The 12,069-nt window shown below is 70.5% G+C and carries 11 protein-coding genes; 2 read left to right on the top strand and 9 right to left on the bottom strand.

The genetic code is table 11. The features are described from left to right. Positions 1-108 precede the first annotated feature (108 nt). From ABXS69_RS09080 to ABXS69_RS09100, 5 genes are all read right to left on the bottom strand, one after another. Positions 109-1,506, bottom strand: coding sequence for an MFS transporter (locus tag ABXS69_RS09080; RefSeq protein WP_366180341.1), 1,398 nt, complete (start codon positions 1,504-1,506; stop codon positions 109-111). Between the two features lie 51 nt (positions 1,507-1,557). After that, on the bottom strand, positions 1,558-2,505 hold the full coding sequence (locus ABXS69_RS09085; RefSeq protein WP_366180342.1) for a sugar kinase: 948 nt from the start codon (positions 2,503-2,505) through the stop codon (positions 1,558-1,560). 117 nt (positions 2,506-2,622) lie between these two features. Then, positions 2,623-3,591, bottom strand: coding sequence for an L-ribulose-5-phosphate 3-epimerase (locus ABXS69_RS09090; protein WP_366180343.1), 969 nt, complete (start codon positions 3,589-3,591; stop codon positions 2,623-2,625). Continuing rightward, the gene (locus ABXS69_RS09095) at positions 3,588-4,247 is read right to left on the bottom strand and encodes an orotidine 5'-phosphate decarboxylase / HUMPS family protein (protein WP_366180344.1); all 660 of its coding nucleotides are present in this window, start codon (positions 4,245-4,247) and stop codon (positions 3,588-3,590) included. The genes ABXS69_RS09090 and ABXS69_RS09095 overlap by 4 nt, the downstream gene beginning before the upstream one ends. A 15-nt stretch (positions 4,248-4,262) precedes the next feature. Continuing rightward, positions 4,263-5,255 (bottom strand): phosphotriesterase-related protein, encoded by a 993-nt coding sequence (locus ABXS69_RS09100; RefSeq protein WP_366180345.1) that lies wholly within the window; start codon positions 5,253-5,255, stop codon positions 4,263-4,265. Positions 5,256-5,456: 201 nt separating this feature from the next. Here ABXS69_RS09100 and ABXS69_RS09105 point away from each other — a divergent pair, with 201 nt between their 5' ends. After that, on the top strand, positions 5,457-6,431 hold the full coding sequence (locus ABXS69_RS09105) for a sugar-binding domain-containing protein (protein WP_366180346.1): 975 nt from the start codon (positions 5,457-5,459) through the stop codon (positions 6,429-6,431). Between the two features lie 111 nt (positions 6,432-6,542). Here the strand turns inward: ABXS69_RS09105 and ABXS69_RS09110 are convergent, their stop codons facing one another. Genes ABXS69_RS09110 through ABXS69_RS09125 form a run of 4 tightly spaced genes read right to left on the bottom strand, consistent with a single transcriptional unit; the run spans position 6,543 to position 10,385 of the window. Next, positions 6,543-7,295 carry an ATP-binding cassette domain-containing protein gene (locus ABXS69_RS09110; protein ID WP_366180347.1) on the bottom strand — a complete coding sequence of 251 codons (753 nt, stop codon included), beginning with the start codon at positions 7,293-7,295 and terminating at the stop codon, positions 6,543-6,545. A 22-nt stretch (positions 7,296-7,317) separates the two neighbouring features. Further along, entirely contained in the window at positions 7,318-8,334 is a 1,017-nt protein-coding gene (locus ABXS69_RS09115) for an iron chelate uptake ABC transporter family permease subunit (RefSeq protein ID WP_366180348.1), read from the bottom strand. Continuing rightward, the gene (locus ABXS69_RS09120) at positions 8,331-9,320 is read right to left on the bottom strand and encodes an iron chelate uptake ABC transporter family permease subunit (protein ID WP_366180349.1); all 990 of its coding nucleotides are present in this window, start codon (positions 9,318-9,320) and stop codon (positions 8,331-8,333) included. The genes ABXS69_RS09115 and ABXS69_RS09120 overlap by 4 nt, the downstream gene beginning before the upstream one ends. Continuing rightward, positions 9,321-10,385 (bottom strand): ABC transporter substrate-binding protein, encoded by a 1,065-nt coding sequence (locus ABXS69_RS09125; protein WP_366180350.1) that lies wholly within the window; start codon positions 10,383-10,385, stop codon positions 9,321-9,323. 206 nt (positions 10,386-10,591) lie between these two features. Here ABXS69_RS09125 and radA point away from each other — a divergent pair, with 206 nt between their 5' ends. Beyond that, a complete protein-coding gene (radA, locus tag ABXS69_RS09130; protein ID WP_366180351.1) occupies positions 10,592-12,004 on the top strand; it encodes a DNA repair protein RadA in 1,413 nt (470 codons plus the stop codon). Positions 12,005-12,069: the final 65 nt, after the last annotated feature.

A 12,069-nucleotide genomic window follows, 5' to 3' on the forward strand; every position in this document is an offset into this window, starting at 1 on the left:
ACGAGCGAGACCGGTCGAAATGACGAGCGAAACCGGTCGGGGGCTCCGCTTGGAGCGCTCCCGACCGGTTTCGCTCTTGTTTTCGACCGGTCTCGACAGGGGGAGGGGTCAGATGTCGTCGAGGGAGGCGCCCTTGGTCTCGGTGGCGAACATGTAGGTCACCCCGCCGAGCACGAGCAGCACGGCGAAGATGAGGAAGGGCACGAAGACGACGTCGGTGCTGGTTGGCTTGTCCCCGCCGATGAGGGCGCCCACGAGGTAGGGCCCCGCGACCTTCGCGATCGCGCCGATGCCATAGCCGAGCCCCAGGCCGGTGGAGCGCGCGGAGGTCGGGAACTGCTCGCCGCCGAAGGCGTTGAGGATCCCGAAGGCGCCGTCGCCGAAGGTCATGATGATGAGGATCCCGATGAAGAACACCCAGCCGGCGCTCCCCGCGCCGCTCGCGGCGCCGTCGTCGACCATCCTCGTGGACAGCGCGGCGATGAGCGCGCCGATGCCTCCGATGATGCCGCAGCCGAGCATGGTCAGGCGCCGTCCGATGCGGTCGGAGATCCAAGCCGAGCCCAGGCGCCCCAGGAGGTCGCCGAGCGAGACGAGGATGAACAGCGTGGCCACCATGCCGCCGTCGAACTTGAAGGACTGCCCGAGCAGCGTCTGCCCCCAGGACTGCACGGTGAACGAGCCCAGGATGAAGCAGAAGGAGCCCAGCGACACCACGAGCAGCTGACGCGGGTAGCGCCTCAGGATCGTGGAGTACGCCACCGAGGTCTCCTGGGGGATCTCCGGCAGGGCGGCAACCTGCTCCACGGGGATCTCCATCGCCCAGGCGTAGGCCTCCCTCGCCTCCTCCTCACGGCCGTGGGTCTGGTAGAAGCGCGGCGACTCGGGCACCACCCGGGTCCAGGCGAGCAGGACGATGGGGACGCAGCCCACCGCGATGAGGCCGCGCCAGCCGAGGTCGTCCCCGAAGTACTTCGTGACCAGGCTGCCCAGCAGGATCCCCGCCGGGATGAACACGCTCGTCAGGCCGGACAGGAGCCCGCGCTGCTTGGCGGGGACGAACTCCTGGACGTAGGGCACGGAGGTGATGTTGAGACCGCCGACGCCGAATCCCACGCCGGTGCGCAGGACGGCCAGGAGGATCCAGCCGTTGACCGGGGTGAGCGCCGAGGCCGCCGTGAAGACGACGAGCACGACGATGCACCAGATGAAGGCCTGCTTGCGGCCGATCCTGTCCGCCAGGCGCCCCCAGATGATCGAGCCGAGGACCGTGCCGAGGCCGGCCCCGGCCAGGATGATGCCGGACTGCATCCCTGTCAGGCTCCAGCCCGGGGCGCTGGAGAGCATGTTGATGATGAAGCCGATGAGGAACAGGTCGAAGAACTCCGACACGTTGCCGACGATGGCCATCGAGATGAGGGACTTCTGATGGCCGGTGAGGCGGTGGTTGTCGATCTGCTCCGCGGCGGTCGCGCCGCGCGGAGGGGCTTGAGTCGATGCGCTCATCATTGAACCTATCTATACCTTGCTGAACCAATGCGTGTGGGCTGTGCCGCCTCAGCGGACGATGTCGGAGCCGCCCATCAGGGCGAGCTCGCCTGGGCGCACATGGGTGAGGTCGCCGTGATGGGTGAGGGCCAGCTGAGCGACCCGCGTGCCCATCTCGATGCCGGCGACGACGTCGCCGTCGAGCCAGCCGTGGAGGGTCCCGGCCACGAAGGAGTCACCCGCCCCCGGGCGGTCGATGACGGTGACGGACTTGATGTCGAAGACCCTCTCGTCGCTCTCGGAGGAGAGGTAGGTGCCGGCGCGCCCGTCAGTGGAGACCACGGTGGGCACGCCCATGGCCTCGCGCAGGTTGTGGCATGCCTGGATGCCCTCACCGTCGATGCCGAACACGATCCCGGCGTCGGTGCGCGAGCAGAAGAGGATCGAGGACATCCTCGCGATGGGCTCGAGGACCTCTCGGGCCTGGTCACCGCTCCACAGCAGGGAGCGGAAGTTGACGTCCAGAGCGATGTCAACGCCCCGCTCACGGGCGGCGTCGGCAAAGTAGCGCACGACGCCGGCGGTCTCGGGGGTGAGCGCCGCGGTGATCCCGGTGAGAAAGACGACGCGAGTGTCCAGCAGCGACTCCCAGTCGAAGTCCGCGGGGGTGATCGAGCGGAAGGGCGTGTGCTGGCGGTCGTAGGTGACCTTCCCGGGCAGGGGGAACTCACCGGGCTCAAGGAAATAGAGCGCCACCCTCCCCTCGTCGGCGAGCACCACGTGGCTCATGTCGACGCCGACGGCGGAGTACTCCAGGGCGATGCGGTCGGCGAGCTCGCCCCTGGGCAGTTTGGAGGCCCAGGTGGTGGAGCGGCCGAGCTCGGAGAGCAGGCCGGCCACATTGGCCTCTGAGCCGGCGGCGGTCATGCGCAGGGTGCGGGCGGTGACGAGCCGGTCGCCCCGCTCGCAGGTGAGGCGGATCTGCCCCTCACCGATCGTGGATAGGTCATAGGTCATGGCGAACTCCTTCGTTCTCCGGGCTGAATCCGGCCCGGGCGGTCGGTGCGGATCGTGCGGCGCTGGCCGCGTGTGGGCAGGGACTGGTTGACGGCGGGCCTCACGGCCCCGCGGTGATCAGGGACACTCGGGACCGGCGATAGCGATGCCCGCCGCGCGCGCCCGCTCCTCGATGAAGGACCGGGCGGCCACGCATCTGGCAACAGAGTCGGGGGCGTCATCGTTCCACATCTCGATCATGAGGCGCCCGGTCCAGCCCTGGCGGGCCAGGAGGGCGAAGGAGAGGTCCCAATCGACGATCCCGGTTCCCATCTCGACACGGCGCGGCTCGCCCCGGCGCACGTCCTTGGCGTGCATGGCGACCATGTGGCCGCGCCCCGCGGGGATCTCGATGCGCGGGTCGAGGCCCTGCTCGGCGATGTTGCCGAGGTCCGGGTAGACCTGGAGGAAGGGGGAGTCGATCTCCTCGACGAGCTCCATGGCGCGGGTGATGGAGGTGACGCCCACGCCGTCGACGTTCTCGATGCCCATGACCACCCCGAGCCGAGCGGCCAGGGGGACGGACTCAGCGAGGAGATCGGTGTACCAGCGCGCCGAGTCCGGCCCGGGCTCCTCGTAGAAGCAGTAGTAGCCGGCGATCTGGAGGACCGGGGCGCCCACCTCGTGGCAGGCGCGCAGGCCCTGGGCCATGACCTCGCGGGCGCGCTGGCGCGTGGCGGGGTCAGCGGAGCCCGGTGCGATGCGCCGGTGGATGGATAGGCAGATCCCGCCGATCATCACTCCGGCGTCCTCGGCCGCGCGGCGCACGGCCCGCCACTGCTCGGGGGACCAGTCCAGGCGGGCCTCCCTCTCGGGGGACTCATCGATGGACAGGTCCAGGAACGAGAACCCGCCCCGCGCCACCTGGGCGAGAAAGTCCCGCCACTGCGGCGGCGTGACGGGGGCGGGCCCGCGCAGGGCCTTCTCGTAGATCCCCAGGCTGAGGCCTTCGGCCAGGGGATCGTCGGCCCGGGCAGGGCCGTTGGGCCGCACGGCGCGGGAGCCACTGGCCGAGGGCGCCGACGGCGCCGGGACGCTCGCGCTCACGGCCACACCTCCTCGATGGCCCGCTTGAGCTCGGCCGCCGCAGCGGCGGGGTCGGCGGCGGCCACGATGGAGCGCCCGGCGATGACGATGCCGACCGGGTGGTCAGCGAAGGCCGGCAGGTCGGCGGGAGTGACCCCGCCGGTGATCGTCACGGTGAACCCCATGCCGGCGAGCTCGTCGACGCGTCCCAGGTCCTCGGGCTTCCAGGACAGGTCCCCGGCGGCCTCGCGGTCCCGGGAGCGCTTGACGATGACGTGCTGGACCCCGGCCTCCCGCCAGGCACGGGCGCGGTCGGCGTCGTACCACTCGTCGGCGAGCTCGACCTGGACCTCGCCGTCGAACTCGGCGGCGACGGCGCAGACCTGCTCGATCGTGGCCATGGAGGCCCCCGCGACGCAGCTGACCAGTGAGGCTCCCGCCTCGAAGGCCATGCGGGCGATCTTGGAGCCGGCCTCCGCGATGCGCACGTCGGCGAGGATCTCCTTGTCCGGGAAGAGGGCCCGCACGGCCCTCACGGCGTGGAATCCCTCGGCGAGGACGAGGATGGTGCCGCACTCGATGACGTCGACGTGGGGGGCCGCCTCCTGAAGCGGCCCGAGCGCGCTGGGCAGGTCGGGAGTGTCCAGGGCGATCTGCAGTCCGGGCGCAGGTGACATGATCCTCTCCCCCGTTCAGCCGGCGAGGGGCTCGAAGGCGAAGAAGGTCGCCGCGTTGTTCACCAGGAGGTCCTGGACGTAGGCGGGGTCGACCCCCTCGTCGTCGATGAGGCGCGGGCAGAAGACGGCCGGGTCGTAGTCGATGCCGGAGACCGAGCCGTAGGCCTTCTGGTAGGAGGCCTTGCCGGAGTCGGTGCCCAGCAGGATCTGCTTGCCGTAGCCCTTGTCCCCCAGGGTCTTGATGATGTTGACGCGGGCGTTGTCCGGCACGTACTTGATGCGGTTGGTGCCGTCGAGCTCCACGTAGGCGCCGAGGGAGGTGATCTGCTCGTGGACCCAGGGGTCCCAGTTGCGCTGGATGTGGCCGATGGCGATCTTCTCGGGCGCCACGCCGTGCTCGATGAGGAAGCGCGCCTGCTCGGGGCCGCAGGTGCCAGCGGTGACATGCGTGTTGACGGGGGCGCCGGTCTCCTTGGAGGCGATGGCGACAGCCTGGCCGGTCTTGACCTCCCAGTCGGTGATCCTGCCGTAGGCGGTGGCCCACTTGATGCAGCCGGCCTTGATGTCGGTGCGCTTGACGAGGGGCCCCATGTAGTCGTTGGCGTCGACGCCCTCGACGATGTCGGCGATGAGCAGGTCGGCGATCTCGGTGACGGTGTACTGGTTGACCCAGGACTGGCGCCATTCGAGGTAGACCTTCTGCTGGTGGAAGCCGGTGGCCTGGATGACCTGGAGATCCGGGACGCGGTCGACGACGTCGCGCAGCTTGAGGACGCCGCGCCCCGAGGACGCGGGGCACATGTCCACGATGGTGCCGGAGGTGGCGAAGCGCTTGGAGGCGGCCACGAAGTACGCGGCCTCCTCGACGGCCTTGTCCTCGTCGATGAGGAGGTGGTCGGGGTCGATGTAGACCTCGCCGGCGCCCACGCGGATGAGGTGGTCGTGGGCGTTGACGACGCCGAGGGTGGAGGCGTCGACGTCGCCGTGGATGGTGCGGACGATGCTCATGCGGGTTCTCCTTCGAACGGACCGCGCCCGATGCGCGGCCAGCATGAACGAGCCTAGGAGCTGACCGGCGAGGGAAGAATCCAGTCGGTGAACATAAGTTCACGACATCCGATGCGCTCTTCGAGTGGCGCGTCCTAGAATCGCAGCACGGGCAATGGAAAAGACGCCCAGTCACGTCCGAAATGAGTCAAAGAGGAACAGATGTGCGCCGCTACTAGTCGATCCCGACTGTCCCTGCTGCTCGACGTCGCCCGCCTGTACTGGGAGGACGGGCTCGACCAGGCGGCGGTCGCCTCACGCCTGGGCTACTCGCGCCCCACGGTCTCCCGGATGCTCGCCGAGGCGCGGCGCGAGGGGGTCGTCACGATCACGGTCTCCCACCCGATCGAGCGCCTCATGGGGCTCGAGGAGGAGCTGGTGCGGGTCTTCGGCCTCAAGCAGGCCCGGGTCTGCGAGGCGCGGCCCACGGGCGAGCAGGGCGTCAGCGCGGAGCTGGCGCGCTCGGCCGGGCAGCTCCTGCTGGAGCACGTGGGGCGGCGCTGCGTCGTCGCCGTGTCCAACGGGCGCGCGGTCGGGGCGGTGGCGCACCACCTGCCGGAGCAGGTCTGGCCGGACTCGATGGTGGTGGCGATGGTGGGCAGCGCAGGCGAGTCCTTCGACCTGGAGGATGGCCCCAACATCTCCCGCTCCATGGCCCTGCGCCTGGGCGGGCACTACCGCAATCTCACCGTGCCGCTCGTCTTCGACTCCCTGGCCATGGCCACGGGCATGCGCCAGGAGGAGCAGGTCTCGACGACGATCGAGCTCGCCGCCCGCTCGGACGCGGCGCTGACCGGCATCGGCGCTGTCGGCGACGGGCTGGGGGTGAGCCCCCTGCTGCGGCGGTGGATGACGCCGGAGGTGATCGCCGAGTGTCGGGCCAAGGGCGTCGTCGCCCATATCTGCGGGCATCACCTCGACGCCGAGGGCCGCCATGTGCATACCGCGATCTGCGAGCGCACCCTGTGCCTGGGGCTGGAGCGCCTGGCGGACATCCCGCTGGTCATCGGGGTCGCGGCGGGAGCCGATAAGACGACGGCGATCCTGGCGGCCCTGCGCAGCGGCTACCTCTCCGCGCTGGCCACGGACGAGCCCACCGCCCGCGCCGTTCTCGCGCCGGAGGCCGCGAGGCGCTGAGCCCCGACGCCGACCGGTGCGGTTCGCGCCCGCTGGGGCGGGCGGCCCGCACCTCCCGGGGCGCGAGGCGCCGGTCCGCGTGATGAGCGCGGCCGGGCGCCTTCCCGCGCCTCAGAAGCAGGCGAGGGGGCCGTGGGGCCCCTCGATGACGGTGATGTCGGTGCCGAAGACCTCGGAGAGGAGCGCGGGGTCCATGACCTCGGCCGGGGTGCCGAAGAAGGCGACGCCGCCGTCCTTGATAGCGCAGATGCGGTCCGCGTAGCGGGCGGCGATGTTGATGTCGTGCAGGACGATGAGGATCGTGCGGCCGAGCTCCGTGGCGGCGTGGCGCAGGTGCGTCATCATCTCCACGCTGTGGGCGATGTCGAGGTTGTTCAGCGGCTCGTCGAGGAGGACGTACTCGGTCTCCTGGGTGAGGACCATGGCCACGTACGCGCGTTGGCGCTGGCCGCCGGAGAGCTGGTCGAGGTGGCGGGATTCCAGGTCGGTCAGGCCGAGGAAATCGATGTAGCGGCTGATGACGCGCTCGTCGTCAGCGCTCAGGCGCCCATGACTGTGGGGGAACCGGCCGAAGCCCACGAGCTGGCGCACGGTGAGGCGGGAGATGAAGTGGTTCTCCTGGCGCAGGATGGAAAGGATCCTGGCCAGCTCGGCGGACCTCGTGGTGGTCACGTCCCTGCCGGCCACGGTGATGGTCCCCTCGTCGATGCCCAGCAGTCGGCCGATCATCGTCAGGAGCGTGGACTTCCCCGCGCCATTGGGGCCGATGAAGGCGGTCATGCCCCCGGCGGGAATCTCCAGGCTCACCGGTCCGATGGAGACCTCGGAGGAGTAGGCCTTGCGGACACCGGACAGGTCGATCATGGTGTCTCCTTCAGCCGGGGGCTCACAGCCGGCCCCGGCGCAGTAGGACGATGAGGAAGAGGGCCCCGCCGACGAATTCGATGATGATCGATACGACCCCCTGGGCGGAGAAGACGTTCCTCATGAGGAAGTAGGCACCGCACAGGGTGAGCATGGCCAGGCTGACGGCCATGGGGAAGACGTAGCGGTGGTCGTAGGTCGGCGAGAGCTGGTAGGCGAGGGTCGCCACGAGGAAGCCGAGGAAGGTCATGGGGCCGACGAGGGCGGTCGAGGTGGCCATGAGCACGGAGACGAGCACGAGGACGGCCAGGGAGATCCTGGCATGGCCGACGCCGAGGCTCGTCGTCGTGTCGCGCCCCAGGGAGAGGACGTTGAGGCGCTTGGACAGGGCGTACAAGAGCGCCGCCGCCACCAGGATGAGCGGGATCGCCACCGGGTAGTAGTCGGGGTCGGCGTTGTTGACGGAGCCGAAGAGCCGGGCCGTGAGCACGTCGAACTCGCTGGGGGTGAGCAGGCGCTGCATGAAGGTGGACAGGCTCCCCAGGCCCGAGCCGATGATGATGCCCACCAGCAGCATGGGGTACAGGCCCTTGACCGAGCCCAGGAGCAGCCAGGAGTAGAGCAGGAGGCTGAGCCCGATCATGAGGGCCAGTTGGAGCAGGAACATGCTCGTGGTGCGGGCGGCGTTGAGGCCCGCGACACCGAACAGGAAGATCGTCGTGGTGTGGATCGCCCGGTAGAGCGACTCGAATCCGAGGATCGAGGGGGTCAGGATCCGATTCCCGGTGACGGTCTGGAAGGAGACGGTGGCCATGGCCTGGCACAGCGCGACCACCGCCATGGCGATGACCGCGTCCATGCGGCGGTCGACGATCCTCCAGAACCCGCGAGAGCCGACGACGGCGGGGTTCCCGTAGAGGACGAGGCCGACGACGCAGGCCGCCGCCAGCGCCGTGATGCCGAGGAAGAGGAGCCACCAGCGGCGCCTGTCGGCCCGCGAGGCGAAGGCGCCTGAGCGCCGCTCTTCGGTCGCGCTCATACGATCCCCTTCCTCACCTGGCCGATGATGAGGAGGATGAACACCGCCGCGCCGACGAGCCCGAGGATGACGGCCACCGGCACCTCGAAGGGAGAGATGATCGTGCGCGCCACGAGGTCGCACACGGTGACGATGCCGACGCCCAGCAGGCAGACCCAGGGCAGGTTCGAGCGCAGGTCGTCCCCGCGCCGCATCGACACGATGTTGGGGACGATGAGGCCCAGGAAGGGCAGGGAGCCGACGACGACCGTCACCACCCCCGTGGCGATCGCGATGAGGCCGGTGCCGATCATGACGGCGCGCCGGTAGTCCAGGCCGATCGTCGTCGCCATGTCCTCCCCCAGGCCGGCCGCGGTGAGCCTGTCGGCGTAGGCGAAGACGGCGAGGACGACGGCCAGCACGATCCACAGCACCTCGTACTGGCCGCGGTAGACCGAGGTGAAGGAGCCCTGGAACCAGACGCCCAGGGACTGCAGGGCGTCGGCCTCGAGGGCGATGAAGGTGGACACTGCGCTGACCACGGCGCCGAGCATGATGCCGACGATGGGCACGAGCAGGGATGATCGCAGGCTGATGCGGCGCAGGATGAGGAAGAAGATCATCGTGCCCGCGAAGGCCGCCGTCACCGCCCCGACCATGCGCGTGAGCACCGTGGCGTTCGGCAGGAGGATCGTGACCGCCAGGAGCCCGAGCCCCGCCCACTCCGTGGTGCCCGTGGTGGTGGGCTCCACGAAGCGGTTCTGGGTCAGGGCCTGCATGACGAGCCCCGACATGGCCATGGCGGCACCCGAGAGCACGAGGGCGATCGTGCGCGGGACGCGCACGCCCAGGAACAGCTGGGTGCCGTCGGCCCCGCTGAGGATGGAGTACTCACCGGTGACCAGGCTCGCGGCGAGCAGGGCGAGGATGACGACGAGGCCGATGAGCTGGCCGCGCCCGAGCAGTGGCGGGCGGGTCGCCCGATCGGCGCCCGGTGTCGGCGCCACTCAGGAGGCCTTGCCGGAGAAGGCGTCGGCGATGGAGGTGAGGATCTCGGTGTAGGTGATGATCGACTCGTTGGTGTAGGTGTCCGCGGGGGCGTACACGATCTGCCCCTTGCTCACCGCGGTGACGCCCTGCAGCGCGGCGTTGCCGGCGATGACGTCCTTGGCCGGGACGTAGGAGGGGTCGTTCGCCTTGATCGCCGCGTCGCGGTCGAGGACGAGGATCCAGTCGGGGTTGGCCTCGGCGATGGCCTCCACGGAGATGTCGTCGCCCTTGTGGTCGTTGGTGGCGCCATCGACCTGGAGGGCGGGGGTCAGCCCCAGCAGGCCGAAGATCGGGCCCCAGGTGCGCCCCTTGCCGGGGCCGACGTAGCCGATATTGCCCCCGGAGACGTTGACGGCCATGACCTTGTGGGAGGGGTCGTAAGCGCCCTTGGCCCTCTCGATGGCGGAACCGAGGTCGGCGACGAGCTTGTCCGCCTCGGCGGTCTTGTTGAAGATCCGCCCGAGCGCGGTCACCTCGCGGCTGAGCTCGGCGTCCAGGGGCTGGCCCTCACGGGGCTCGAGGTCGATGACGGCGGCCTCGGGGTTGTCCTTGACGATGCGGTCGTAGTGCTGGGTGAAGCGCTGGCCGATGATGATGAGGTCGGGCGCGGCGGCGATGAGGGCGTCGAAGTCGGGCTCACGGTGGTTGCCGAGGTCGACGACGCCGTTGCCGGAGTAGGCGGTGATGGTCGACGGGATGATCTTCTTGGGGACCGCCGCGAGCGTGACTCCCCAGTTGGCGAGGACCTCGAAGGTGCGGTTGTCGGTGGAGACGACGGTCGCCGGCGGCAGGCTGATCGTCACCGTGCCGTGGTTGTCCTCGATGCTGACCGACGTAGGCGCCGCCGAGGCTGACGCCGCAGACCCCTCCGCGGCGGGGCCGCCGCTGGCGGCCTGCGAGCCACCTTCCTTCTTCGAGCCGCAGGCGGCCAGGACTGCCGCCATGGAGAGCGCGCCGGCGCCGGACAGGGCGCCGCGGCGGGTCAGGGGGAGCTGTGCGAACAGGTGTCGGCGAGGGGTCACGGGAGATCCTTATCGACGGAGAGCAGAGGCCGGCGGTGCGCGGCAGGGAAATAATGCCTGAGAGAGCCCGATTCAGAAAGGTGAGCCTTACCTCAATGTGAATATTGCGACGGGGATTGACTGAGATATTCCACCCGTGCTTCCGCCTCCCCCCCGTCCCCGAGGCACGCGTCATTCGTGTCAGCGCCCCTCGATACTCTCGGGGCATGCCGAGCAACACCGCTTCCCCCACCAAGGCACCCAAGCCCTCCTACCGCTGCTCCGAGTGCGGTTGGTCGAGCCCCAAGTGGCTGGGCCAGTGCAGGGAGTGCCGCGCCTGGGGGACCCTGGAGGAGGTCACTGGCGCCGGGGGCCCCGGGGCGGCGCGGGCGGCGACGGCGGCGCGCCCCTCCTCCCCCGCCCGCCCCATCGGGCAGGTGAGCGCGGAGGAGGCCCGGGCCCGCCCCACCGGGGTCGGCGAGCTGGATCGGGTGCTCGGCGACGGGATCGTGCCGGGGGCCGTGGTGCTCCTCGCGGGGGAGCCGGGCGTCGGCAAGTCCACCCTCCTGCTCGATGTCGCGGCCAAGGCGGCCGACGCCGCCCGGAAGCGGGGCGAGGGCCCCGTCCTGTACGTCACCGGCGAGGAATCCGCCTCCCAGGTGCGCCTGCGCGCCGAGCGCATCGAGGCCATCGACGACGCCCTGCTCCTCGCCGCGGAGACGGAGCTGGGCGCGCTGCTGGGCCATGTGGAGGACGCGTCCCCCTCGCTGCTCGTCGTCGACTCGGTGCAGACCATCGCCTCGGCGGCCGTCGAGGGATCTGCGGGCGGGGTGACGCAAGTGAGGGCCGTGGCCGGCGCGCTCATCGCGGTGGCCAAGGGGCGCGGCATCCCCGTGCTGCTGGTGGGGCACGTGACGAAGGACGGCGGGATCGCCGGGCCCCGCGTCCTGGAGCACCTGGTGGACGTCGTCACCCAGTTCGAGGGGGACCGCCACGCCCGCCTGCGGCTCCTGCGGGCGGTGAAGAACCGCTACGGGCCCACTGATGAGGTCGGCTGCTTCGACCTCGGCGAGCGAGGCATCGTGGGGCTGGCCGATCCCTCGGGGCTCTTCCTGTCGGCCGCCCGGTCCGAGGTGCCGGGCACCTGCGCCACCGTCACCCTGGAGGGCCGCCGGCCCATGCCCGTGGAGATCCAGGCTCTCGTGGCCGCCACCGGGGCCGGGTCGCCGCGCCGCACCACGTCCGGCGTCGATCACGCGCGTGTCGCCATGGGCCTGGCCGTGCTGGCCGCCCGGCTCAAGGTGGACACCAGCAGCTCGGACACCTACGTCTCGACCGTCGGCGGGGCGCGCGCCGTCGAGCCGGCCACGGACCTGGCGGTGGCGATCGCCATCGTCTCCGCGGCCCAGGGCCTGCCCACGCCACCGGGGCTCGTGGCGTTCGGGGAGGTGGGGCTGACCGGGGAGGTGAGGGCCACCGTCGGCATCCAGCGGCGCCTGGCGGAGGCGGCGCGCCTCGGCTTCGACCGCGCGCTGGTCCCCCTGGCCGGCTCCGAGGAGCTGCGGGAGGTGCCCGGCATGCGGGTGCTCCCGGTGAGCCATGTGGGCGAGGCCGTCGGCGCGGCGCTCCCCCGCGGATGAGGCCGGCCCATCCGCGAGGGGCGATGAGGGGTGGCGATGATCCCGGAAGGCAACAACTCGGCCTC

It is taken from the genome of Actinomyces timonensis (genome assembly GCF_040702965.1).
GTDB classification, from domain to species: Bacteria; Actinomycetota; Actinomycetes; order Actinomycetales; family Actinomycetaceae; genus Actinomyces; species Actinomyces timonensis_A.

Excerpts from the sequence above, each read along its gene's own strand:
- radA (WP_366180351.1), top strand. The coding sequence starts at position 10,592 with ATGCCGAGCAACACCGCTTCCCCCACCAAGGCACCCAAGCCCTCCTAC.
- ABXS69_RS09095 (WP_366180344.1), bottom strand. The coding sequence starts at position 4,247 with ATGTCACCTGCGCCCGGACTGCAGATCGCCCTGGACACTCCCGACCTG.
- ABXS69_RS09110 (WP_366180347.1), bottom strand. The coding sequence starts at position 7,295 with ATGATCGACCTGTCCGGTGTCCGCAAGGCCTACTCCTCCGAGGTCTCC.
- ABXS69_RS09115 (WP_366180348.1), bottom strand. The coding sequence starts at position 8,334 with ATGAGCGCGACCGAAGAGCGGCGCTCAGGCGCCTTCGCCTCGCGGGCC.
- ABXS69_RS09080 (WP_366180341.1), bottom strand. The coding sequence starts at position 1,506 with ATGAGCGCATCGACTCAAGCCCCTCCGCGCGGCGCGACCGCCGCGGAG.
- ABXS69_RS09100 (WP_366180345.1), bottom strand. The coding sequence starts at position 5,255 with ATGAGCATCGTCCGCACCATCCACGGCGACGTCGACGCCTCCACCCTC.
- ABXS69_RS09085 (WP_366180342.1), bottom strand. The coding sequence starts at position 2,505 with ATGACCTATGACCTATCCACGATCGGTGAGGGGCAGATCCGCCTCACC.
- ABXS69_RS09105 (WP_366180346.1), top strand. The coding sequence starts at position 5,457 with ATGTGCGCCGCTACTAGTCGATCCCGACTGTCCCTGCTGCTCGACGTC.